This window comes from Hydrogenophaga sp. 70-12 (genome assembly GCF_001897365.1).
GTDB classification, from domain to species: domain Bacteria; phylum Pseudomonadota; class Gammaproteobacteria; order Burkholderiales; family Burkholderiaceae_C; genus Hydrogenophaga; species Hydrogenophaga borbori.
The window spans coordinates 1-24,154 of the sequence record NZ_MKSS01000405.1 but is presented as its reverse complement, the minus strand read 5'-3'; the positions used below and the strand labels follow the sequence as shown (position 1 = coordinate 24,154).

The window sequence follows — 24,154 nt, the reverse complement described above, 5'->3', positions numbered from 1 at the left end:
GTAAGGACGCCCCTCCCATGTCCCACCGAACGGTCTTTTTCGTCTCCGACGGCACCGGCATCACCGCCGAAACCTTCGGCAACGCCATCCTCGCCCAGTTCGAGGCCACGGTGCGCCGGGTGCGCCTGCCCTTCCTGGACAGCGTGGACAAAGCCCACCAGGCGGCGCGCCAGATCAACCACACCGCCGAGGTGGAGGGCCGGCGCCCGCTGGTGTTCACCACCGTCGTCAACGCCGAGGTGCTCGACGTCTTCCAGCACCACTGCCGCGGCATGCTGCTCGACATGTTCGGCACCTTCGTGCAGCCGCTGGAGGAAGAGCTGGGGATCAAGAGCAACCACCGCGTGGGGCGCTTTTCCGACGCGTCCAAGAGCAAGGCCTACCACGACCGCATCGAGGCCATCAACTACTCGCTGGCGCACGACGACGGCCAGAGCGACAAGGACCTGGAGAGCGCCGACGTGATCCTGGTCGGCGTGAGCCGCAGCGGCAAGACGCCGACCTCGCTGTACCTCGCCATGCAGTACGGCCTGAAGGCCTCCAACTACCCGCTGATTCCCGAGGATTTCGAGCGCCGCAAGCTGCCACCCGCCCTGGCCACGCACCGCAAGAAGCTGTTCGGGCTCACCATCGCGCCGGATCGCCTGAGCGAAATCCGCAACGAGCGCCGCCCCAACTCGCGCTACGCCGACCTGGAGAACTGCCGCATGGAGGTGGCCGAGGCGGAGGCCATGATGCGCCGCGAGGGCATCCGCTGGCTCTCCACCACCACCAAGTCCATCGAGGAAATCGCGACCACCATCCTGCAAGAGGTGCGGCCCGAACGCCTCGAGTACTGAGCTCAGGCCGCCGTGGCTTCCGCCACCGGCTGGCGGATCAGGTAATCGAAGGCGCTCAGGGCCGCGGTCGATCCCGCGCCGGCGGCGATCACGATCTGCTTGTACGGCACCGTGGTGCAGTCGCCGGCCGCGAACACGCCGTCCACGTTGGTGTGGCCCTTGGCGTCGATCACGATTTCGCCGAAGCGGCTGAGCTCCACCGTGCCCTTGAGCCATTCGGTGTTGGGCACCAGGCCGATCTGGACGAACACGCCTTCCAGTTCGACGTGGCGCTGCTCGCCGCTGGCGCGGTCCTTGTAGCTCAGGCCGTTCACCGTGCCGTTGGCGCCGGTGATCTCGGTGGTCTGCGCATTCGTGTGGATCGCCACGTTGGGCAGGCTCTTGAGCCTGGTGACCAGTACCGCATCGGCCTTGAGCGCGTCGGCGAATTCGATCAGCGTCACGTGCTCGACGATGCCGGCCAGGTCGATCGCGGCCTCCACGCCCGAGTTGCCACCGCCGATCACCGCCACGCGCTTGCCCTTGAACAGGGGGCCGTCGCAGTGCGGGCAGTAGGCCACGCCCTTGTTGCGGTACTCGGCCTCGCCGGGCACGTTCACGTTGCGCCAGCGCGCGCCGGTCGACAGGATCACGCTGCGCGCTTTCAGGGTGGCGCCATTGGCCATGACCACCTGCACGGGGCCGCCCGGCTCGCTGGCGGGCACCAGTTTCTCGGCGCGCTGCAGGTTCATGATGTCCACGCCGTAGTGACGCACCTGGGCTTCCAGCGCGGCGGCGAACTTCGGGCCGTCGGTTTCCAGCACACTGATGTAGTTCTCGATCGCCAGCGTGTCGTTCACCTGACCGCCGAAGCGCTCGGCCGCCACGCCCACGCGGATGCCCTTGCGCGCCGCATAGACGGCCGCGGCGGCGCCGGCCGGGCCACCACCAACGATCAGCACGTCGAACGGGTCCTTGGCGTCCAGCTTGGCCGCTTCGCGGGCGTCGGCGTTCACGTCGAGCTTGGCGACGATCTCCTCCAGCGACATGCGGCCGCCGCCGAACTCTTCGCCATTGAGGAAGACCATGGGCACCGCCATCACCTGGCGCTGCTCGACCTCGGCCTGGAACAGCCCGCCATCGATCACCGTGACCTGCACCGCCGGGTTGCGGATGGCCATCAGCGACAGCGCCTGAACCACGTCCGGGCAGTTGTGGCAGCTCAGGCTCATGTAGACCTCGAAGCGCAGGTCGCCCTGCAGCGTGGCGATGGCGTCCAGCGTTTCCTGCTCGGCCTTGGGCGGGTGACCGCCGGTCCACAGCAGGGCCAGCACCAGCGAAGTGAACTCGTGGCCCAGGGGAATGGCGGCGAAGCGCACGCCCGTGGTCTCGCCTTCGCGGGCGATCACGAACGAGGGCTTGCGCGCGTCCGTGCCGCTGTCGTCGTAGCTCACCTGGTCCGACAGGCCGGCGATGGTCTGCAGCAGTTCGCGCAACTCCTGCGACGGGGCGGAACCGTCGAGCGAGGCGATGAGGCGGATGGGCCGCTGCAGCTTGCCCAGGTAGGCCTGCAACTGGGCCTTGAGGGTGTCGTCGAGCATGGGGGACTCCTTTCGATTCAGCGTTTTGCGAGGAACCCTGGGCGCATGGCACCCAAGGTTCAACGCAAAACCCTCAACGGGTTTTCAGCGGATCGCGGCGATCAGATCTTGCCGACGAGGTCCAGCGAGGGCGTCAGGGTCTTGGCGCCGTCGTTCCACTTGGCGGGGCACACCTGGCCCGGGTTCTTGGCCACGAACTGGGCGGCCTTGAGCTTGCGCAGGGTTTCCTTCATGTCGCGGGCGATCGCGTTGTCGTGGATCTCGGCGGTCTTGATCACGCCCTCGGGGTTGATGATGAAGGTGCCACGCAGCGCCAGGCCCTCTTCCTCGATGTGCACGCCGAAGGCACGGGTCAGCTGGTGGGTGGGGTCGCCCACCAGGGGGAACTTGGCCTTGCCCACGGCGGGCGAGGTCTCGTGCCACACCTTGTGCGAGAAGTGGGTGTCGGTGGTGACGATGTAGACCTCGGCGCCCAGCTTCTGGAACTCGGCGTAGTTGTCGGCCGCGTCTTCCACTTCGGTCGGGCAGTTGAAGGTGAAGGCCGCCGGCATGAACACCAGCACCGACCACTCGCCACGCAGGCTCGCGTCGCTCACAGGCACGAACTTGCCGTTGTGGAAGGCCGTGGTGGAGAAGGGTTGAACGGTGGTGTTGATCAGGGACATGGGAACTCCTGGTTGCGGTTGAAGGAAATGGGGAAAACGGTGACGGCGCCAAACGCAGTTCAACGCGACGGGGACAATCATAGTCGATGACTATGGAATGATCGGATTAATAGTCTTTATCCCCCTCATAGGGAATTTTGTGCTTGGCACCAGCCGGCGGCCGGTTGTTCCCGGGGCAAACCGCGCACCCAGCACCCGCTGATGCACCCACACAACGACGTGTGAAGAAATTTTGCATGTATTGTTAATGAGAACCGTTTTCATTAGCAATAATAGGCCACAGCCAGCCACCGACCCAGCGCCTCCCCCATCCGTGCCCCGGCACCTGAGCGCCGTGACGAGGAAGCCAGCCAGCCGACTCACCACAACAGCCTCAAGGACCGACCATGGCTCGCTACCGCCGCCGCACCGCCCGCCCATCCACCCAACTCCTGGCCCTGCTGGCCGCCGCCCTGCCCGCCGCGGGCATGGCGCAGACCGCGCCCGCTACCACCCTGCCGACCGTCACGGTGAAAGAAGCGCCCGAGGTGCCGTACAGGGCCGAGAAGTCGGCCAACGAGAAGTTCACCGCGCCCCTGCTCGACACGCCCAAGACGGTGCAGATCATCAAGAAGGAAGTGATCGAGGAGCAAGGCGCCGTCACGCTGATGGAAGCCCTGCGCAACACCCCCGGCATCACCATGCAGATGGGCGAGAACGGCAACACCTCGGCCGGCGACACCTTTCAGCTGCGCGGCTTCTCGCTGCAACAGTCCACCTTCGTCGATGGCATCCGCGACCTGGGCGCGGTCACGCGCGACACCTTCAATCTCGAACAGGTCGAGGTGGTGAAAGGCGCCGCCGGCGCCGAGACCGGGCGCGGCGCCAGCGCCGGCTTCATCAACCTGATTTCCAAGCAGGCCCATCTGGGCGACGAGAGCAGCGTTTCCGGCACCGTGGGCACGGGCGACCGCCGCCGCGCCACGGTCGACCTGAACCGACAGCTCAGCGACACCTCGGCCTTGCGCCTCAATGCCATGGTGCAGGACAGCGGCGTCGACGGCCGCGACTTCGTGGAGAACAAGGGCTATGGCGTGGGTCTGTCGTATGTGACCGGCCTGGGCACGCCCACCCGGGTGCATCTGTTCAGCCAGCACCTGCGCCAGGACAACGTGCCCGACGGCGGCATTCCCGCCATCGGCTACGAAGGCTACACCTCCGTCATCGGCCCCAAGGTGCGCCGCGAGAACTTCTACGGCAGCGTGAACGACCGCGAGAAGGTCGACGCCGACATGTTCACCGTGAAGGTCGAGCACGACCTCGGCGAGGCCACGACGGTCCGCAACGTCACGCGCTACGGCAAAACCCACATGGACCGCACGCTCACCGGCATGAACACCGGTGGCGCGGGCATCGGCAACACGGGCGGACCGCTCTCCGCCTGGACCGTGAACCTGTCGCGCCAGCGCGTCGATCAGGAAAACAGCATCCTGGCCAACCAGACCAGCCTGAACACCCGGTTCGACGCGGGGGGCATGCAGCACTCGCTGGCCGCCGGCGTGGAGTTGCTGCACGAGAAGCAGACGAACTTCAGCCACGGCACCGCGACCGGTACCGCGCCGGCCAACCTGTACAACCCGGACCCGTACCGGGCCATGGTCAACTTCGGCCCGCGCACGGGTGACGAGTCGGGCACCACCACCAACACCATCAGCGTCTACGCCTTCGACGACGCCAAAATCAACGAGCGCTGGTCCATCAACGGCGGCGCGCGCGTGGACGTCTACAAGCTGAGCTCGAGCGCCGCCGTCGGGGCCACCCCGCTCGAGGACTCGCGCAGCCTGGTGAGCTGGAGCATCGGCGGCGTCTACAAGCCGGCGGAAAACGGCAGCGTGTACGCGTCCTATGCGACCTCCTCCACCCCGCCCGGCGCCTTCACGCAGTTGAGCACCAGCGCCACCAGCATCAACAACCCCGCGTTCGACCCGCAGAAGACCAACACGGTCGAGCTGGGCACCAAGTGGGATTTGCTCAACAAGCGCCTCAACGTCGCGGCCGCGGTCTTCCGCACGGTCAACGACAACCAGACCACGGTCGACCAGGTCACCTTGGCCACCGTTCAGGAAGGCAAGACACAGGTACAGGGCATCGAGCTGTCGGCCACGGGCCAGATCACCCCGTTCTGGCAGATCACCGCCGGACTGGCCAAGACCAGCACCAAGCAGATCGACGTGCGCAACGCCACCGGCGTGGCCACCGACCGCGTGCGCTGGTCGCCGGACCTGAGCGCCACGCTGTGGACCTCGTACCAGTGGGACAAGCTGACCATGGGCCTGGGTGCGCGCTACGTGTCGGAAGCCAAGCGCTTCGTCAACACCAGCGGCGCCCAGGGCAACATGCCCAACGTGCCCTCCTACTGGGTGGCCGACGCCATGGCCAAGTACCAGGTGAATTCCAAGCTCAGCCTTCAGTTGAACATCTACAACCTGTTCGACGAGGAGTACCTGATGACCCTGAACAACGGCGGCGGCCGACTCGCCCTGGGCGCGCCCCGCTCGGCCACGTTCACCGCCAACTACAAGTTCTGATCGAACCCGCCGAACCCCAGAAAAGCGCCAGGCTTCGGCCTGGCGCTTTTCCTTTTCGCCCTGGCCGCGGGCGCAGTCAGTAGATCTGCGGCACGTAGATTTCGCCCGGCACCTGGTGGCGGCGATAGCCCTCGTGGCGGATGCGCTCGGGCAGCGTGATGCCGGGCCGCTCGACCTCGTGGTACGGGATCAGCGAGAGCAGGTGGTGGATGCAGTTCAGCCGCGCCGTCTTCTTGTCGTCGGCCGGCACCACCCACCAGGGCGATTCGGGGATGTTCGTGCGCGCCAGCATCTCCTCCTTGGCCTTGGTGTAGAGCTCCCAGCGGCGGCGGCTCTCCAGGTCCATGGGGCTGAGCTTCCACTGCTTGAGCGGGTCGTGGATGCGGCCGAGGAAGCGCGCCTCCTGCTCCTCATCGGAGATGGAGAACCAGTACTTCACCAACTGGATACCCGAATGCACCAGCATCTTCTCGAACTCGGGCACGGTGCGGAAGAAGGATTCCAGCTGCTCGTCGTCGCAGAAGCCCATGACCCGCTCGACGCCCGCGCGGTTGTACCAGCTGCGATCGAACAGAACGATCTCGCCGCCCGCGGGCAGGTGCGTCACGTAGCGCTGGAAGTACCACTGCGTGCGCTCACGGTCGTTGGGGGCCGGCAGCGCCACCACGCGGCACACGCGCGGGTTCAGGCGCTGCGTGATGCGCTTGATCACCCCGCCCTTGCCGGCCGCGTCGCGGCCCTCGAACACCACCACCAGCTTGTGGCCGGTGCTCACCACCCAGTCCTGCAGCTTCACCAGTTCCGCCTGCAGGCGGAACAGCTCGCGAAAGTAGACCCGGCGCGCCTCCTTGCGCTGAGCGGCGGCCTCCGGGTCCGCGCCTTCGTCCAGGCCGCGGTCCTCGATCTCCATCTCGAGTTCTTCGTCGTAGCCGTCCATGAGGTCGTCACTCAAGCGGCGCATCAGGTCGTCGTTGCCGTTCAGAAGCATGGGGCGGTCCTTTCCCTACTGAACCACCCAGTATTGCCTCGATGCGTGACATTCACATGACAGTCACACGAAGCCCGCGCACCGGGCTGCGTTATGCCCGCCAGCGCCACAGCACGGCCAGGGCTGCGCTCGCCACGCCGATGGCGGCGACGGCCGGCCACCCGCCATGCGCGAAGGCCAGTGCGCCAACCACCGAGCCGCTGGCCATGCCCACGAACATCGCCGTGATAAGCATGGCGTTGAGCCGGCTGCGCGCGGCCGCGTCGAGACCGTAGACCGTGCTCTGGTGCGCGATGAGCGCGGCCTGGAAGCCGAAGTCGAGGCCGATGGCGCTGAGCACCAGCAGCAGCAACTGCGCCGACGCCGGCAGCACCTCCATGCCCAGCATCAGCGCATAGGTCAGCGCTGCTACACCGGCACCCAGCAAGGCCACGCGGCGCGGGCCGTGCCGGTCGGCCAGGCGGCCGGCGAGTGGCGCGGCCAGCGCCCCCGCCGCGCCGGCGAGCCCGAAGGCCCCGGCCGCGCCGCTGCCGAGGCCGAAGCGCGCGTGCAGCATCACGGCCAGCGTGGACCAGAAGGCGCTGAAGCCCAAGCCCAGCAAGGCCTGCGCAAACGCGGCGCGGCGCAGCGGCGGGTGCCGGCGCCACAGGCCGGCGAGGGAGGCCAGCAGCTCGCCATAGCCCAGCCGCGTGGCCGGCTGAAAGGCGGGCACGCGCCAAAACACCACCAGCGCCAGCAGCACCACGCTGACGGCGGCCAGACCGAACATCGCGCGCCAACCCAGCGCCTGCGTGACCAGGCCGCTGACCACGCGCGACAGCAGGATGCCCAGCAACAGCCCCGTCATCACCGCGCCCACGGCCCGGCCACGGCTGTGTTCCGGCGCGATCGAGACGGCGGCGGGCACGAAGTCCTGCGCGAGCGAGGCGGTGACGCCCACGAACAGGCTCGCGGCCAGCAACACGGCGACACCCGGTGCGAATGCGCTGGCCAGCAGCGCCAGCGCGAGCAGGCCCGCCTTCACCAGCATCACGCGGCGCCGGTCAAAGCGGTCGCCCAGCGGCGCCAACAGCAAGATGCCGGCGGCGTAGCCGAGCTGCGTGAGCATGGGCACTGCCCCGATGGCGCCCTCGCCGGCCTGCAGGCTTCGCGCCAGCTCGGGCAGCATGGGCTGGCTGTAGTAGATCGAGGCGACGCTGAAGCCGGCGCCGGCCGCGAGCAGCGCGGGCAGGCCGGCCGGTGTGGCACGGCCATCCCTCTGGTCATGCGTTGTAAGAATGGAAGACAAGAGAACTCCTGAGCAAAAAAACGGAATAGCTCGAATTCTTCTCGCATATTCGCGCCCGGGATAGACTGTCCGGCGAACTAACTTCATACGTTCAACGCATGAAAGAAGCCCCTCTCGCCCTCGACCGCATCGAACTGCTGCAGACCTTCGTGCGCATCGTCGAGAGCGGCAGCCTCTCGGCGGCGGCCCAGCGCCTGGACACCACGCAGCCCACCGTGAGCCGCCGCCTGCAGGCACTGGAGCGCCACTTCGGCGTGCGGCTGCTGCGCCGCTCCACCCATGCGGCCACGCTCACGCCCGACGGCGAGCGCTGCCTGGCCATGGCGCGCTCGCTGATCGACGAATGGGACGCCATGCAGGAGGAGCTGCGCGGCTCGCGGCGCGCGGCCAGCGGCACGCTCAAGGTGCTGGTGCCGCACGCGCTGGGGCAGGAACAGCTGGTGGCGCCGCTGGCGCAATACCTGCGCGCCCACCCCGAGGTGCGCGTGGAGTGGCTGCTCGCCGACCGCGAGGCGGATTTCGTCGCCGAGGGCATCGACTGCGCGATCCAGGTCGGCAAGGTGCGCGACCCCAACCTGGTGGCCGTGCCGCTGTTCGAGCTGCCGCGCATCGTGATCGGCGCGCCCGCGCTGCTGGACCGGCACAAGGCGCCGCGCGCGCCCGAGCAACTGCGCGAGCTGCCCTGGCTGGCGCTGCAGACCTACTACCGCGACCGCGTGGTGCTCAACCCCGTGGGCGGTGGCGCCGCGTTGCGCTTCGACATCCGCCCGCGTCTGCGCACCGACAGCCTGTACGCGCTGCGCAGCGCGGTGCTGGCGGGACTGGGCGTGGCCGTGGTCTCGGCCTGGCTGGTGGCGGAGGACCTGCGCGAGGGCCGGCTGGTGCACTTGGTGCCGGGCTGGCGCGCCGAGCCACTGCCAGTGCAGCTCGTGTATCCGCCGGCGCGCTTCCAGACCGCGCGGCTGCGGCGCTTCCTGGAGATCGTGAAGGCCCACGGCCAGTCGCTCGCCCACTGAGAAAAACCCGCGCCCGGGCTGGGCGCGAATTTGCGCGACACTCGGGTATCCCCCGCCCCCGCCCGAGACGCCACACACCCCCGCCGCATGCACGCCAATCTCGCGCTGATCAACACGATTGCGGCCGGCCTCGGGCTGGCGCTGATCCTGGGGTTCATCTGCGCACGACTGAAGCTGCCGGCCCTGGTGGGCTACCTGCTGGCGGGCGTGATCATTGGCCCCTACACACCCGGTTTCGTGGCCGACGCCGCGATCGCCTCGCAGCTCGCCGAGATCGGCGTGATGCTGCTGATGTTCGGCGTGGGCCTGCACTTCTCGCTCGACGACCTGCTCTCGGTGCGCAAGATCGCCCTGCCCGGCGCCGTGGTGCAGATGGTGGTGGCCACGCTGATGGGCATGGCCATGGCGAGCTGGTGGGGCTGGGCCATCGGCCCCGCGCTGGTGCTGGGCATCTCGCTGTCGGTGGCCAGCACAGTGGTGCTGCTGCGTGCGCTGGAAAGCCTGGGCATTCTGGGCTCCATCACCGGGCGCATCGCGGTCGGCTGGCTGGTGGTGGAAGACCTGGCCATGGTGCTGGTGCTGGTGCTGCTGCCGCCGCTGGCCGGCTTCTTGGGCGGCACCGCGCCCGACAATGGCGGTGCCGAGTCCGTGGGCACCGCCCTGGGCCTGACGCTGCTGCGCGTGGGCGGCTTTGTCGCGCTCATGCTGCTGGTGGGGCGCAAGCTCTTCCCCTGGCTGCTGTGGCAGGTCACGCGCACCGGCTCGCGCGAGCTGTTCACCCTGTGCGTGGTGGCCGCGGCCGTGGGCATCGCCTTCGCCTCGGCCGAGCTGTTCGGCGTGTCCTTCGCGCTGGGCGCCTTTTTCGCCGGCATGGTGTTGCGCGAGTCCGAGTTCAGCCACCGCGCGGCCGAAGAATCTCTGCCGCTGCGCGACGCCTTCGCGGTGCTGTTCTTCGTCTCGGTGGGCATGCTGTTCGACCCCTATGTGCTCATCGAGGAGCCGGTCCACGTGCTGGGCGTGGTGGCCATCATCGTGGTGGGCAAGTCGCTGGCGGCGGTGGCCTTGGTGCTGCTGATGCGCTACCCCTTGCACACCGCGCTCACCATCTCGGCCAGCCTGGCGCAGATCGGCGAGTTCTCCTTCATTCTGGTGGGCCTGGGCGCGCAGCTGGGTCTCATGCCCGACGAAGGCCACAGCCTGGTGCTGGCGGGCGCGCTGATCTCCATCGCCCTCAACCCCCTGCTGTTCAAGGCCATCGAGCCGCTGCGCCAGCTGCTGCGCGAGCACTCCTTGCTGGTCCGCCGCCTGGAGGCGCGCGACGACCCGCTGGCCGAGCTGCCGCGCAGCACCGAGGCCAAGTACCTGTCGCGCCAGGTGGTGCTGGTGGGCTACGGCCGCGTGGGCCGGCGCATCGCGCAGGCGCTCAAGGCGGCGGGCCAGCCCTTCGTGGTGGCCGACCAGAACCGCGAGCTGGTGGAGGCCCTGCGCGCCAAGGGGATGGCCGCCGTGGTGGGCAATGCGGGCGACCCCGAGGTGCTGATCCAGGCCCACATCGCGCAGGCGCGCATGCTGGTCATCGCCACCCAGGACACGCTGTCGCTGCACCAGATGATCGACACCGCGCGCACGCTCAACCCCGAGATACAGATCGTGGTGCGCTCGCACAACGAGGACGAGGCCGAGCGCATGAAGGCCGCGGGCGTGGGCACGGTGTTCCTGGGCGAGGCCGAACTGGCGCACGCCATGGCGCGCCACGTGCTGGCGCCGCCGCCGCTGGAAAAGGCGCATTGACGGGCCTGCCGCGGTCCCGCGGGGCGGTTTCGTAAAATCGCCGTTCTTATGCGCCGCTGGCTCATTGCGCTGTTCGCCTGCCATTTCCTGCTCGGGGTGGTGGGCTTCGGCATCCCCGACCACATCGTCGACGTGCCGCGCGCGGCCGACGCGCTGATCGACGCCAGCGCCAACCACCCGCTCGCCAAGAGCCAGAAAGGCCTGGCCGACCTGGAACACGCGCTGGGCGACGAACTCCCCGACCTGCCCGACACCCTGCAGCGGCGCGCCGCGCCACCGCTGTCCCACGTGATGACGCCAGCCCAGGCGCCCGCCGACCGGGGTCCGCCACCGGCTCCCCTGCTGGACGGTCCGTTCCGCCCGCCCCGGCGCGCCTGAGCCACGCCCCCTTCTTGCTCCGTCCGCCCCGATGTGGCGCCACCCGCGCGCCACGGCGGACGGCCCAGCACTTGCTTGACACACCCCCATGGAAATTGCCTTACTGATCGCGCTCATCCTCCTCAATGGCGTCTTCGCCATGTCGGAGCTGGCGCTCGTCACCGCGCGCAAGGCGCGACTGCAGAAACTCATCGACGAAGGCGACGGCGCGGCCGCCGCGGCCGTCAAGCTCGGGGAAGACCCGAACCGCTTCCTCTCCACCATCCAGATCGGCATCACCTCCATCGGTGTGCTCAACGGCATCGTCGGCGAGGCCGCCCTGGCCGGGCCGCTGGCGGTCTGGCTGCAAGGCCTGGGCGCGCCCGAACAGGCCAGCCAGTTCGGCGCCACCGCGCTGGTGGTGGTGGTCATCACCTACTTCTCCATCGTGGTGGGCGAGCTGGTGCCCAAGCGCCTGGGCCAGACCTACCCCGAGTCGCTGGCGCGCCTGGTGGCGCGACCCATCGACTGGCTGTCCAAGGCCACCAAGCCGTTCGTGATCCTGCTGTCGGTGTCCACACGCGCGCTGCTGCGCCTGCTGGGCGTCAAAGAGGGCAACGCCAACGCCGTCACCGAGGAAGAGATCCACGCCATGCTGGCCGAAGGCACGAGTGCGGGCGTGATCGAGTCGCACGAGCACGCCATGGTGCGCAACGTGTTCCGGCTCGACGACCGCCAGATCGGCTCGCTGATGGTGCCGCGCAGCGACGTGGTGGTGCTCGACCTGGAGGAGCCGTTCGAAGTGAACATGGCGCGCGTGGAAAGCAGCAACCACTCGCGCTTCCCGGTGGTCAAGGGCAACCTGGGCCAGCTGCAGGGCGTGCTGAACGCGCGGCAGTGGCTGGCGCAGGCCATCCGCGGCACGGCGCGTGAACTGTCCGAGCAGCCGCTGCAAACGCCCTTGTACGTGCCCGAGACCATCACGGGCATGGAGCTGCTGGACAACTTCCGCCTCTCCGACGTGCAGATGGCCTTCGTGATCGACGAGTACGGCGAGCTGCAGGGCATCGTCACGCTGCAGGACCTCATCGAGGCGATCACGGGCGAGTTCCAGCCGCGCGACCCGGAAACCGCCTGGGCCATGCAGCGCGAGGACGGCTCCTGGCTGCTCGACGGCCACATCCCCGTGCCCGAGCTGAAGGACCGGCTGGGGCTGCTCAGCGTGCCCGACGAAGAGCGCGGCCGCTACCACACCCTCAGTGGCATGCTGATGCTGCTGACGGGCCGCCTGCCGCGCGTCGGCGACTGCGCCACCTGGGAAGGCTGGCGCCTGGAGATCGTGGACATGGACGGGCGCACCATCGACAAGGTGCTGGCCACCCCGCTGCCCATCGATCCACCCGCGCCCGAGGACCAGCGCCCGGACAGCTGACGGCCGCGCCGCGCGCCGTCCCGGCCATTCAGGCGGGCCGCACGCCTTCCCAGGCCGCCTGCAAGAGCTCGCGGATGGCCCGCGCCTCCAGGGGGCGCGGGTTCGGGTACTGGTTCTGCAAGGCGATCTCGCCCGCGCGGTCCAGGTCCTCGGCCTTCATGCCGATGTCGCGCAGCGCCACCGGCGCGCCGTTGTCCTTCGCCAGGTCGAACACCGCCCGCGCGGCCTGTCCGTCGTCGCGACCCAGGGCCCGCGCGATGCGCCGCATGGCCAGCGGCGCCGCGGCCGCGTTGTAGGCCAGCGCATGTGGCAGCACCACGGTGTGCGTCTCGGCGTGCGGCAGATTGAAGCTGCCGCCCAGGGTGTGGCACAGCTTGTGGTGCAGTGCCATGCCCACCGAGCCCAGCACGATGCCGCACAGCCAGGCGCCGTACAGCGCGTCGCCGCGCGCCTCCACGTCGCTGGCGCTCGCGCGGATGCGCGGCAGCGCGCGGCCGATGGCGGCGATGCCCTCCTCCGCCATCAGGTCGATCACCGGATTGCCTTCCACCGAGTACAGGCCCTCGGCCGCGTGCGCGATGGCGTTGAGGCCGCTGGTCACGCTCAGGCCCACGGGCAGCGTCAGCGTGAGCTCGGGGTCGTAGATCACGCTCTTGGGCAGGACCTTCAGGTCCTTACCGGTCTTCTTCAGGCCCGCCTCGGTGATGCCGTAGATCGGCGTCATCTCCGAGCCCGCGTAGGTGGTGGGAATGGCCAGGATGGGCAGGCCCGAGTCGAGCGCGATGGCCTTGCCCAGGCCGGTGGTGGAGCCACCGCCAATGGCCACGGCGCAGTCCGCGCCCAGCCGCCGCGCTACCTCGCGCGCCTCGCGCGCGGTCTCGATCGGCACGTGCATCACCGCGCGGTCGAAGATGCCGGCGGCCCTGTCGCCCAGCAACCGCGCCACGCGCTCGGCGCTGGCGCGCTGCTCCGGTGTGCACAACACCAACGCGCGCTGCGCGCCCATGGCCTCGATGGCCTGTGGCAGCTGGGACAGCGCGCCCGCGCCAAACACCACGCGGCTGGGCAAGCCCTGATAAACGAACGATCGCATGCGCAACCTTCCTTTCTGTCGCCTCAATCGGTGTCCAGGCCAGCGGCCCGCTGCGCCACGCGGATGATGGCGGCGTAGTCCAGCGCCCCGTCGCCCTGCGCCTGCGCGGCCGACATGAGCTGGCGCGTGGCCGCCGTCTGCGTCAGGGGCACCTGCAGGCGCGCGCCCTCGCCCAGGATGAGGTCGATGTCCTTGTTCATCTGCCCCACGGTGAAGGTGGGCGTGTAGTCGCGCTGGCTCAGCTGCACACCCTTGGCCTTCACGATGGGCGAGGCGACGGCGCTGGCGCCGATGACTCGCCACATGTCCTGCCAGGCCAGACCACCCTTCTGCCCCAGGCTCAGCGCCTCGGCCAGCATGGCGCTGGTCTGCGCGATCATGAGGTTCACCACCAGCTTCATCAGGCGCGCCTGTTCGGCCTCGCCGAGCCAGAATTGCGTCGGCCCCCAGCAGCTCAGCAGGGGCAGCAGGCGCTCGTGCAGCGCCTTCGGACCCGAGGCCATCACCGTGAGCTGCGCGGCCTCGGCCATGTGGTTGTTGCCCGAGACGGTGCAGCGCAGGGTGGGCACCCCGGCGCGCGCGCAGGCCTCGGCCGCGCGGGCCGAAGCCTCGGGCGACACCGTGCTGGTGTCCACCCAGGCCGCACCCTTCGCCGCGTGCTCGGCCACGCGCTCGCCCACGGCGAGCAGCGCACCGTCGTGCGGCAGCGAAGAGACGATGAGCTCGGCCTGGGCCAGGCCATCGGCGACCGCCAGGCCGGCCTCGCGCGCGAGCGCCAGGCGGTCCGCCGCCGGGTCTTCCACCGTGACGCCGTGGCCGGCCGCGAGCAGGTGGCGCGCCATGGGCAAGCCCATCTTGCCGACGCCAATGAAGTGAACCTTCATGCAAAAACTCCATTCGATGCGCCCATGCCCATGGCGCGGGTGATCTTCTCGCCCGACTCGCGCAGCGCCGCGAGCAAGGGGGGCAGGTCCACGCCCACGAGTTGGCCGGCGCGCTTGCGCCACTGCCCCGCGACCATGACCGAATCGATGTTGGCCAGCGTGGCCTGGAACACCACCGCGCTCACCGGGTCGTGCACGGGCTGCATGTTCAGGCTGTCCGCGCGGATCAGCACCAGGTCGGCCTGCTTGCCCGGGGCCAGGGTGCCGATGCGGTGCAGCTGGCGCAGCATGCGCGCGCCCTCGACCGTGATCCAGGCCAGCGCCTCGCGCGTGGTGATGCTGGTGGTGTCCGGGATACCGCCGTGCGCGGCGCGGTGGGCTTCGTTGTCCAGGCTGCGCTGCACGCCCAGCGCGATGCGCGCCTGGGTGATCATGTCGCCGCCCAACACGCTTTCCAGGTCCACGCCCAGCGAGGGCGCGCGGCCCAGCGCGCGCAACCGACCCGTGAGCGGGTGACCGTGGCCCTGGGTCATCTCGTTCTCGGCCGCGGCCGAAAAACTCATGCCCAGGCCACAGAAGCGCTTGAGCTGCTCGTCGCTCAGCGCGTGGCCGTGCACGATGTTGATCTGCTCCCCCAGCAAGCCCAGCGCCTCCAGCTGCGCCCAGCCCTCGGGCGCGCGCGCCGCACCGCCGCCCTGGTGCAGCGAGGCGATGAGGCCGAAGTCGCGGGCCATGCGGAAGTCGTGCACCGCCACCTCCAGCGTGCTGTAGTGCGGGCCCAGCACGGCGGCGTGCACGCTGAGCAGCGGCCGGCCCTGGTGGGCCTTGAGCAGGCGCTGAATCTCGGCGCGCGGGTGGGGCACCTCCCAGAACGGCGCCTGGCCCGGCTGGGGGTCGGGCTTGGGCGTGCCATGGAAGAAGGCCGCGCGGATGCCCGAGGCCAGCAGCGCGTCCACCGCTGCGTCGCTGTGCGCCGGCGTGGGGTTGTTGTGGCACCAGTCCACCAAGGTGGTGGTGCCGCAGTTGAGCTGGTTGAGCGCCCCCGCCAGCGTGGCGATGCGCAGGTCCTCGGGACCGAACACCGTGGCCAGGCCGGCGTGCATGTGCCGGAAGTACTGCAGCAGCGTCCAGTTGGCGGCGACGCCGCGCAGTGCGGTCTGCCAGGTGTGCATGTGCGCGTTGACGAAGCCCGGCACCAGGATGCAGCCGGTGGCGTCGACCACCTGCGCGCCATCCACCGACAGCCGCGGCGCAATGGCCTCGATGGTGTCGTCCACCACCAGCAGATCGCCGACGGGCAGGTCGCCCTGCGCGTCCATGGTGACGATGGACGCGCCGCGGATGAGGGTGCGCTGGGTCACGTGGGTGTCTCTTCTCTGTCGGCAGTCAAGGGCAGGGAGTGTGTCCACGCACGCCCCCCCGCGACAACCCGGCGCGCGGAAATCAGTTTTCCAGGGCCGGCCGGCCCGCGACGGATGCGGGCATGATCGACCGCATGACCACCCCGCGCACCTGGGACATCTTCTGCCGCGTGATCGACAACCACGGCGACGCCGGCGTCTGCTGGCGCCTGGCCGCGCAGCTGGGCGCGCGCGGCCAGGCCGTGCGGCTGTGGATCGACGATCCCGCGCCGCTGGCCTGGATGGCGCCCGAGGGCGCGCCCGGCGTGAGCGTGCGCCCCTGGCGCGAGCCCTTCGACGCGCTGGGCCTGGTGCCCGGCGAGGTCTGGATCGAGGCCTTCGGCTGCGAGCCGCCCGAGGCCTTCATCGCCGCGCGCACCATCGAGCCGGCCTGGATCAACCTGGAGTACCTGAGCGCCGAGGCCTGGGTCGAGCGCTGCCACGGCCTGCCCTCCCCCGTGATGAGCGGCCCGGGCCGGGGCCTCACCAAGCGCTTTTTCTACCCCGGCTTCACGGCGCGCACCGGTGGGCTGCTGCGCGAAGACGACCTCGCCGACCGCCAGGTGGCATTCGACCGCGGCGCCTGGCTCGCGGCCCAGGGCCTGCCCGCCCAGGGGCGGCGCATCGCGCTCTTTTGCTACGAACCGCCGAGCCTGCCGGCCGTGATGGCGCGGGCCGACGCGCACTGGCTGGTCACGCCGGGCCGCGCCGCCGCCGCCGCGACGGGCCTGCCGCTGGCGCCAGGCGCCACGCGCCATGCCCTGCCCTGGCTGAGCCAGCGCGGTTTCGACGAACTGCTCTGGAGCGCCGACCTCAACCTCGTGCGCGGCGAAGACTCCCTGGTGCGCGCGCTCTGGGCCGGCCAGCCCTTCGTCTGGCAGATCTACCCGCAGCACGACGACGCGCACCACGCCAAGCTGCAGGCCTTCCTGGACTGGCTGGACGCGCCCGCCAGCCTGCGCGCCTTCCACCACCACTGGAACGGCCTGCCGGGCGCGACCGCCGACGCAGCCTGGCCCGGCTGGGACGTGGTGGACGGCTGGCGCGAGGTGGTGCAGGCCGCGCGCCAGCGCCTGCTCGCCCAGCCCGACCTCGCCACGCAGCTGGCCGAGGCGGTGGGGCGAAAACGGTAAAATATTGGGTTTAGCGACAAACCCGCAACCCGGGCCCGGTCCATCCACCGCCGATGCCGGCCCCTCGCCCGAACCGCCGGGCGATCCCTTCAACGGAACTCCCTCATGAAAATCGCCCAAGAAATCCGCGCCGGCAACGTGATCATGCACGGCAAGGACCCGATGATCGTCCTGCGCACCGAATACGCCCGCGGCGGCCGCGGCGCCGCCACCGTGCGCATGAAGCTCAAGGGCCTGCTCGGCAACATCGGCACCGAAGTCGTCTTCAAGGCGGACGACAAGATGGACCAGATCATCCTGGACCACAAGGAGTGCACCTACTCCTACTTCGCCGACCCCATGTACGTGTTCATGGACACCGACTACAACCAGTACGAGGTGGAGGCCGAGAACATGGGCGACGCCCTCAACTACCTGGAAGACGGCATGGCCGTCGAGGTGGTGTTCTACGAAGGCAAGGCCATCTCGGTGGAACTGCCCACCAGCGTGGAGCGCGAGATCACCTGGACCGAACCCGCCGTCAAGGGCGACACCTCGGGCAAGGTGCTCAAGCCGGCCAAGATCGCCACCGGCTTCGAGATCCCCGTGCCGCTGTTCGTGAGCCAGGGCGATCGCATCGAGATCGACACGCGCACGGGCGAATACCGCAAGCGCGTCTGACCGCTTCCATTGCGCGATACGAAGGGCTCCACAGGGAGCCCTTCTGTTTTGAACGCCACGCCCGAGCGCCATGGACCTGATCGCCCGCATCGCCGACATCATCATCCCGGTCTTCCTGATCGTGGCCATTGGCTATGGCTACGCGCGCCGCCGCCCGCCGGACCTCAGCAGCTTCAACCGCATCTCGCTCGACGTGCTGGCGCCCTTGCTGGTGTACTCGGCCCTGGCCTCGCGCGACTTCGCCATCGGCGAGCACGTGCCGCTGCTCATCGGCGGCACGGCGCTGATCCTGGGCAGCGGCCTGCTGGCCTGGCCACTGGCCAAGGCCTTCGGCGCGCAGCCGCGCACCCTGGTGCCGGTGGTCATGTTCAACAACTGCGGCAACATGGGCCTGCCACTGGCCCTGCTGGCCTTCGGACCCGCGAACTTCGGCGCCGCGGTGGCGCTGTTCTCGGTCAGCAACCTGTTGCACTTCTCGCTGGGCGCACGCATCACCAGCGCCGCCGCGCGCACGCGCGACCTGCTGCTCAGCCCCCTGATGATCGCCACCATGCTGGGCTTCTTCAGCGCCTTCACCGAACTGCGCCCTCCGCCGGTGCTGCTGTCGGGCCTGAAGCTGTTGGGCGACGCCGCGCTGCCGCTGATGTTGTTCGCCCTGGGCGTGCGGCTGACCGGCCTGACGCGCCAGGGCCTGGCCCTGGGCCTGCTGGGCGCGCTGGCGCGTCCCCTGATCGGCCTGGCCATCGGCATCCCGCTGGCCTGGGCCATGGGATTGGAAGGCGCGGCGCGCGGCCAGCTGCTGCTGTTCGCCGCCTTGCCGCCCGCCGTCATCCAGTTCATGCTGGCCGACCGATACCATCAGGAACCCGAAAAAGTGGCCGCCTCCATCATGGTGGGCAACGCGCTGGCGGTGGTCTTCGTGCCGCTGGCCCTGGCCCTCGGGCTGTGACCCCGGAGTGAAGAACATGACCGACGCCCACACCTCCCCCCCTGCCACCCACGACATCACCGAACGCCGCCTGGCCGACGCCTGGGCCGAATTGCAGGCCCATGCGGACAGCGGCAACCCGCTGGCCGCCGACGCCTACCGTCTGGCCTTCGCCGACCCCGAGTTCCTGCTGCGGCGCGAGACGCGCGGCATCCGCATGCAGCTGGAGCTGCTCAAGCCCGATCTGGCGCAGCAACAGCTGGGCATCGAGAACACCATCGTGGTGTTCGGCAGCGCGCGCTTTCGCGAACAGAGCGAGGCGGAGGCCAGCCTGCGCGCGGCCGAGGCCTCGGGTGAACCGCGCGCCATCGCCAAGGCCCGCGCCATGGTGCGCAACGCCCACTACTACGACCGGGCGCGCGAGTTCGGTCGCATCGTGGCCCAGTACAGCGCGCACTGCCTGCCGCACGAGAAGCTCTTCATCTGCACCGGCGGCGGGCCGGGCATCATGGAAGCGGCCAGTCGGGGCGCGCACGACGAGGGCGCGCTCAACGTGGGCCTAAACATCGCGCTGCCGCACGAGCAGTCGGCCAACCCGTACATCCCATCGCGGCTGAGCTTCAAGTTCCACTACTTCGCGCTGCGCAAGATGCACTTCATGATGCGCGCGAAGGCGCTGCTGGCCTTCCCGGGCGGCTTCGGCACGCTGGACGAGCTGTTCGAGGTCATCACGCTCGTGCAGTGCAAGAAGTCCAAGCCCGTGCCCATCCTGCTGTACGGCAGCGACTACTGGAAGCGCCTGCTGAACCTGGATCTGCTGGTGGAAGAAGGCACGATTTCGCCCGAGGACCTGCAGCTCTTCCAGTACGTGGACGACCCCCAGGTGGCCTGGGAAGCGATCGTGAAGTTCTACCAGTTGCCGGCGGGCTGAGCCCACCGGCCCGGGCTCACTCCAGCCAGCCCCCGCCCAGCGCCGCGTACAGCGCCACGCGGTTCTGCTGCAGGGCCAGGCGCGTCTGCGCTTCGGCCTGTTGCGCCGCGAACAGCGCGCGCTGCGCGTCCAGCACGTCGAGAAAGCTCGCCACGCCGTTGCGGTAGCGCAGGTCGGCGAGGCGGAAGCGGTCCTCCTCCGCCGTGACCTGGTCGCGCTGCGCCTGCAGCTGGTCGGCCAGCGTCGCGCGGCCGGCCAGCGCGTCGGCCACTTCGCGGAACGCCGTCTGGATCGCTTTCTCGTACTGCGCCACGGCGATGTCACGCGAGACCTCGGCCGATTGCAGGCCCGCGCGGTTGCGGCCCGCGTCGAAGATCGGCAGCAGCGCCACCGGGTTCAGCGTGAAGCCCCAGCTGCCATCCTTGAACAGGCCCGACAGGTCGCTGCTCGCCGTGCCCGCGCTCGCGGTCAAGGTGATGCGCGGAAAGAAGGCCGCGCGCGCCGCGCCGATGTTGGCGTTGGCCGCGATCAGGGTCTGCTCGGCCTGGCGGATGTCCGCGCGGCGCGTGAGCAGATCCGAGGGCAGGCCGGCCGGCACGTCCGCCAGCAAGGCGGCGTCGGCCTCGGCCACCTGCAGCAGCTCGGCCGGCACCGGCTCGCCCACCAGCAGGTTCAGCGCGTTCACGTCGAGCGCGCGCGCCCGCTGCTGCTGCGCCAGCGCCGCACGGGCCGTGGCCGCCAGCGACTCGGCCTGGCGCAGATCCAGCGCCGAGGCCGCGCCGTTGTCGAAGCGCAGCTTGGTCAGGCGCAGCGAGTCCTCGCGCGTGGCCTGGGTCTGGCGCGTGATGGCCAGCAGAGCCTCGTTGGTCTGCAGGCTCAACCAGCTGCTGATCACCGCCGAGACCAGGCTGGTCTGCGCGGCGTTGCGCGCCTGCTCGCTGGCCAGGTAGTCGGCCAGCGCGGCCTCCTTGAGCGCGCCCAGGCGGCCAAAGAAGTCGATCTCCCAGGTGCTCAGGGCCAGGCCCACGCTGTAGGTGCTCTGGATGCCGCCGCTGCCGTTCGGCTGGCGGTTGCCGCTGGCGGCCACGCCGATGGTGGGGAACTGGTTGGCGCGCTGGATCTGGTATTGCGCGCGCACGCGCTCGATGTTGAGCGTGGCGACCCGCAGATCGCGGTTGTTGTCGAGCGCGCGCTGCACCAGCTCGCGCAGGCGCGCGTCCTGCACGAAGTCGCGCCAGGCGGTGTCCGCCGCGCTGCGCACGCCCGCGGTATCGGCCGCTTGCGGATAGGCCTGCGGCACAGGCGCGGCGGGACGCTCGTAGGTGGGAATCATCGAGCAGCCGGCCAGCAGCAGGGCCGCCGCCAGCGGGCCGAGACGGGTCGTGAAATCAGGATTCATCGTTGTCGACTCCATGTGCGCGCGCGCTGTCGCGGTCGCGCTGGTGCTGGCGCTCGCTGCCCTTGAAGAAGCGGCGCACCACCACGAAGAACAGGGGCACGAAGAACACGGCCAGCAGGGTGCCGGAGATCATGCCGCCGATCACGCCGGTGCCGATGGCGCGCTGGCTGGCCGAGCCCGCGCCCGACGCGATGAACAGCGGCACCACGCCCAACGTGAAGGCCATCGAGGTCATGATGATGGGCCTGAAACGCAGGCGGGCCGCGGCCAATGCCGCTTCCATGGCGCTCTTGCCCTGGGCCTGCACGTCCTTCGCGAACTCGATGATCAGGATCGCGTTCTTCGCCGACAGGCCAATGATGGTGATCAGGCCGACCTGGAAGTACACGTCGTTCTGGTAGCCACGCAAGAGCGTGGCCAGCAGCACCCCGACCACCCCCAGCGGCACCACCAAAATCACCGACAGCGGGATGGTCCAGCTTTCGTACAGCGCCGCCAGGCACAGGAACACCGCGAGGATGGCGAAGCCATAGAGCACCATGGCCTGCGCGCCGGCGAGCTTTTCCTCGCGCGAAGTGCCGGTCCATTCGTAGCCGATGCCCTGCGGCAGCTGCGCGGCCAGGCGCTCCATCTCATTGAGCGCGGCGCCCGTGCTGTAGCCCGGCGCCGCCATGCCGCTGATGCGCATGGTGGGGTAGCCGTTGTAGCGCACCGTCTGCATGGGCCCCGTGATCCACTTCGTGGACGCGAAGGCCGACAGCGGCACGGCCTGGCCGCGGTTGTTCACCACGTTCAGCCGCAGCAGGTCATCGGGCTGCATGCGCGCCGCGGCCTCGGCCTGCACCACCACGCGCTGCAGGCGCCCGCTGTTCGGGAAATCGTTCACGTAGCTGGAACCCAGCGCGGTGCCGATGGCGGCGTTGATGGCGTCGAAGCCCACGCCCAGCGCCTGCGCGCGGTCGCGGTCGATGTCGAGCTGCAGCTGCGGCGCGTCCTCCAGGCCGTCGGGGCGAACCTGGGCGAGCACCGGGCTTTGCGCGGCCAGCTGCAGCAATTGTCCGCGCGCCTGGGTCAGGGCCTCGCGGCCCAGGCCGCCCCGGTCCTGCAGGCGGAAGCTGAAGCCCGAGGACGCACCCAGCTCCGGAATCGGCGGCGGGCTCAGCGGGTAGATGAAGGCGTCGCGGATGCCCATGAGCGCGCCGAAGGCGCGGCCCGCCACGGCCTCGGCCGAGCTGCCGGGCGCGTGGCGCTCGGCCCAGTCCTTGAGCGTGACGAAGGCCAGGGCGGCGTTCTGGCCCTGCCCCGAGAAGCTGAAGCCCAGCACGCTGACCATGCTTTCCACCTCGGGCTGCTTGAGCACGAAGCCCTCCACCTGCTCCATCACCTCCAGCGTGCGCTCCTGCGTGGCGCCCGGGGGCAGCTGCACGTTCACCAGCATGGTGCCCTGGTCTTCGTTGGGCAGGAAGGAGGTGGGCAGGTTCACGTACACCCAGGCCGCCGCCGCGCCGATGGCGAGGTAGACGATGAGCATGCGGCCGGCGCGCGGCAGCAGCGCGCTCACCGTGCGTGAGTAGCCGCCGGTGGTGCGCGCGAAGCCGCGGTTGAACCAGCCGAAGAAACCCTTCTTCTCGACGTGGTGCCCCTTGGGCACGGGCTTGAGCAGCGTGGCGCACAGCGCGGGCGTGAGCGACAGCGCCATGAAGGCCGAGAAGGCGATGGACACGCCCATCACCGCCGCGAACTGGCGGTAGATGTTGCCCACCGAGCCGCTGAAGAAGGCCAGCGGCACGAACACCGAGATCAGCACCACGGTCACGCCGATGATGGCGCCCGAGATCTGGCCCATGGCCTTGCGCGTGGCCTGCAAGGGTGGCAAGCCTTCCTCGCTCATGATGCGCTCGACGTTCTCCACCACCACGATGGCGTCGTCCACCACGATACCGATCACCAGCACCATGCCGAACATGGTGAGCACGTTGATCGAGAAGCCCATGGCCAGCAGCACGGCGAAGGTGCCCAGCAGCGCCACCGGCACCACGATGGTCGGGATGATGGTGTAGCGGAAGTTCTGCAGGAACAGGAACATCACCAGGAACACCAGCGCCACGGCCTCCAGCAGCGTCTGCGCCACCTGCTGGATGGAGATCTTGACGAAGCGCGAGCTGTCGTAGGGAATGGTCCAGCTCATGCCCTCGGGGAAGAAGCGCTCCAGCTCGGTGAGCTTGGCGCGCACCGCGTCGGCCGTGGCCAGCGCATTGCCACTGGCCGACAGCTGCACGCCGATGCCGGTGGAGGGCTTGCCGTTCAGTCGGGCCGAGGTGGCGTAGGCCTGCGCGCCGAGTTCGATGCGCGCCACGTCCTTCAGGCGCACGGTGGCGCCGCCGGGGGAGGCGCGCAGCACGATGTTGCCAAACTCCTCCACCGTGCCGAGCTGGCCGTTGACCACCACGGTGGCCGAGATGCCCTGCCCCGCCACGTTGGGCAGGGCGCCGATTTCACCCGCCGAGACCTGGGCGTTCTGCGCGCGGATGGCCGCGTTCACGTCGGCCGCGCTCAGGTTGAAACCGAGCAGTTTGGCCGGATCGATCCAGATGCGCATGGCGCGCTCGGTGCCGAACAGCTGGGCCTGGCCCACGCCGGGCACGCGCTGGATTTCGGGCAGCACGCTGCGCGTGGCGTAATCGCCCAGCGCCACCGGATCCCATTTGGGGTCGTCGCTGGTGAGGATGGTGAAGAGCAAGAAGTTGCTGCGCGCCTGGTCCACGCGCACACCCTGCTGCGTCACGGCCGCCGGCAGGCGCGGCGAGGCACGCGACAGCCGGTTCTGCACGTCCACCTGCGCCAGCGCCGGGTTGGTGCCGGGCTGGAAACTCAGCGTGATCGAGCCGGTGCCGTTGGCCTGCGCCACCGACTCCATGTAGATCAGGCCGGGCGAGCCGTTCATTTCCTGCTCGATGATGGACAGCACCGAATCCTCGAGCGTCTTGGCGGACGCACCGGGGTAGGTGGCGTTGATCGTGATGGAGGGCGGCGCCACCGGCGGGTACTGCGCGATGGGGAGCTGCGTGATGGAGACCGCGCCCATCACGATCACGAACAACGCGATCACCCACGCGAAGATGGGCCGGTCGATGAAAAACTTCGCCATGTGTGCTTGCCTCAGCTGGCCTTGGAAGGCGCGGCCCCGTTGGGTTTCTGCTCAC

The 24,154-nt window shown here is 69.4% G+C and carries 19 protein-coding genes; 10 read left to right on the top strand and 9 right to left on the bottom strand.

Going from position 1 to position 24,154, the window contains the following annotated elements:
* Nucleotides 1–17 precede the first annotated feature (17 nt).
* Nucleotides 18–839, top strand: coding sequence for a posphoenolpyruvate synthetase regulatory kinase/phosphorylase PpsR (gene ppsR, locus BGO22_RS20785; RefSeq protein WP_070397875.1), 822 nt, complete (start codon nt 18–20; stop codon nt 837–839).
* Nucleotides 840–841: 2 nt separating this feature from the next.
* On the opposite strand, the gene ahpF is transcribed toward ppsR, so the two are convergent.
* Both ahpF and ahpC read right to left on the bottom strand, forming a co-directional pair.
* Nucleotides 842–2,419: an alkyl hydroperoxide reductase subunit F gene (gene ahpF / locus BGO22_RS20780; protein WP_070397876.1), complete on the bottom strand. Its 1,578-nt coding sequence runs from the start codon at nt 2,417–2,419 to the stop codon at nt 842–844.
* A 101-nt stretch (nt 2,420–2,520) separates the two neighbouring features.
* Entirely contained in the window at nt 2,521–3,084 is a 564-nt protein-coding gene (gene ahpC / locus BGO22_RS20775) for an alkyl hydroperoxide reductase subunit C (RefSeq protein WP_070397877.1), read from the bottom strand.
* A 386-nt stretch (nt 3,085–3,470) separates the two neighbouring features.
* Between ahpC and BGO22_RS20770 the strand changes: the two genes are divergently transcribed.
* Nucleotides 3,471–5,651, top strand: coding sequence for a catecholate siderophore receptor Fiu (locus BGO22_RS20770; protein ID WP_070397878.1), 2,181 nt, complete (start codon nt 3,471–3,473; stop codon nt 5,649–5,651).
* A gap of 76 nt (nt 5,652–5,727) precedes the next feature.
* On the opposite strand, the gene ppk2 is transcribed toward BGO22_RS20770, so the two are convergent.
* Together ppk2 and BGO22_RS20760 are read right to left on the bottom strand one after the other, a co-directional pair.
* On the bottom strand, nt 5,728–6,639 hold the full coding sequence (gene ppk2 / locus BGO22_RS20765; RefSeq protein ID WP_070397879.1) for a polyphosphate kinase 2: 912 nt from the start codon (nt 6,637–6,639) through the stop codon (nt 5,728–5,730).
* Nucleotides 6,640–6,730: 91 nt separating this feature from the next.
* Nucleotides 6,731–7,927, bottom strand: coding sequence for an MFS transporter (locus tag BGO22_RS20760; RefSeq protein ID WP_070397880.1), 1,197 nt, complete (start codon nt 7,925–7,927; stop codon nt 6,731–6,733).
* A 98-nt stretch (nt 7,928–8,025) separates the two neighbouring features.
* Here BGO22_RS20760 and BGO22_RS20755 point away from each other — a divergent pair, with 98 nt between their 5' ends.
* The 4 genes from BGO22_RS20755 (at nt 8,026) to BGO22_RS20740 (ending at nt 12,523) form a co-directional block, all read left to right on the top strand.
* Nucleotides 8,026–8,943, top strand: a complete 918-nt coding sequence (locus BGO22_RS20755) for a LysR family transcriptional regulator (protein ID WP_070397881.1) — start codon at nt 8,026–8,028, stop codon at nt 8,941–8,943.
* 87 nt (nt 8,944–9,030) lie between these two features.
* The gene (locus tag BGO22_RS20750; RefSeq protein ID WP_070397882.1) at nt 9,031–10,734 is read left to right on the top strand and encodes a cation:proton antiporter domain-containing protein; all 1,704 of its coding nucleotides are present in this window, start codon (nt 9,031–9,033) and stop codon (nt 10,732–10,734) included.
* A 48-nt stretch (nt 10,735–10,782) separates the two neighbouring features.
* The gene (locus tag BGO22_RS20745; RefSeq protein ID WP_070397883.1) at nt 10,783–11,112 is read left to right on the top strand and encodes a hypothetical protein; all 330 of its coding nucleotides are present in this window, start codon (nt 10,783–10,785) and stop codon (nt 11,110–11,112) included.
* Nucleotides 11,113–11,200: 88 nt separating this feature from the next.
* Nucleotides 11,201–12,523, top strand: coding sequence for a hemolysin family protein (locus BGO22_RS20740; RefSeq protein WP_070397884.1), 1,323 nt, complete (start codon nt 11,201–11,203; stop codon nt 12,521–12,523).
* Nucleotides 12,524–12,551: 28 nt separating this feature from the next.
* On the opposite strand, the gene BGO22_RS20735 is transcribed toward BGO22_RS20740, so the two are convergent.
* The 3 genes from BGO22_RS20735 to BGO22_RS20725 are packed head-to-tail and all read right to left on the bottom strand — an operon-like array spanning nt 12,552 to nt 15,861.
* A complete protein-coding gene (locus BGO22_RS20735; RefSeq protein ID WP_070397885.1) occupies nt 12,552–13,616 on the bottom strand; it encodes a maleylacetate reductase in 1,065 nt (354 codons plus the stop codon).
* Nucleotides 13,617–13,639: 23 nt separating this feature from the next.
* The gene (locus tag BGO22_RS20730) at nt 13,640–14,500 is read right to left on the bottom strand and encodes an NAD(P)-dependent oxidoreductase (protein WP_070397886.1); all 861 of its coding nucleotides are present in this window, start codon (nt 14,498–14,500) and stop codon (nt 13,640–13,642) included.
* Nucleotides 14,497–15,861, bottom strand: coding sequence for an amidohydrolase family protein (locus BGO22_RS20725; RefSeq protein WP_083292895.1), 1,365 nt, complete (start codon nt 15,859–15,861; stop codon nt 14,497–14,499). Before BGO22_RS20725 ends, BGO22_RS20730 begins: the two co-directional genes overlap by 4 nt.
* A gap of 122 nt (nt 15,862–15,983) precedes the next feature.
* On the opposite strand from BGO22_RS20725, the gene earP reads away from it, so the two are divergent.
* From earP to BGO22_RS20705, 4 genes are all read left to right on the top strand, one after another.
* Entirely contained in the window at nt 15,984–17,033 is a 1,050-nt protein-coding gene (earP, locus tag BGO22_RS20720) for an elongation factor P maturation arginine rhamnosyltransferase EarP (protein ID WP_139146945.1), read from the top strand.
* A gap of 105 nt (nt 17,034–17,138) precedes the next feature.
* A complete protein-coding gene (gene efp / locus BGO22_RS20715) occupies nt 17,139–17,693 on the top strand; it encodes an elongation factor P (RefSeq protein WP_070397887.1) in 555 nt (184 codons plus the stop codon).
* Nucleotides 17,694–17,763: 70 nt separating this feature from the next.
* Nucleotides 17,764–18,642 carry an AEC family transporter gene (locus tag BGO22_RS20710; RefSeq protein ID WP_070397888.1) on the top strand — a complete coding sequence of 293 codons (879 nt, stop codon included), beginning with the start codon at nt 17,764–17,766 and terminating at the stop codon, nt 18,640–18,642.
* 16 nt (nt 18,643–18,658) lie between these two features.
* Nucleotides 18,659–19,552 carry an LOG family protein gene (locus BGO22_RS20705; RefSeq protein ID WP_070397889.1) on the top strand — a complete coding sequence of 298 codons (894 nt, stop codon included), beginning with the start codon at nt 18,659–18,661 and terminating at the stop codon, nt 19,550–19,552.
* Between the two features lie 16 nt (nt 19,553–19,568).
* Here the strand turns inward: BGO22_RS20705 and BGO22_RS20700 are convergent, their stop codons facing one another.
* Entirely contained in the window at nt 19,569–20,951 is a 1,383-nt protein-coding gene (locus BGO22_RS20700; RefSeq protein ID WP_175442793.1) for an efflux transporter outer membrane subunit, read from the bottom strand.
* Nucleotides 20,941–24,099 carry an efflux RND transporter permease subunit gene (locus tag BGO22_RS20695; protein ID WP_070397891.1) on the bottom strand — a complete coding sequence of 1,053 codons (3,159 nt, stop codon included), beginning with the start codon at nt 24,097–24,099 and terminating at the stop codon, nt 20,941–20,943. The genes BGO22_RS20700 and BGO22_RS20695 overlap by 11 nt, the downstream gene beginning before the upstream one ends.
* Nucleotides 24,100–24,154: the final 55 nt, after the last annotated feature.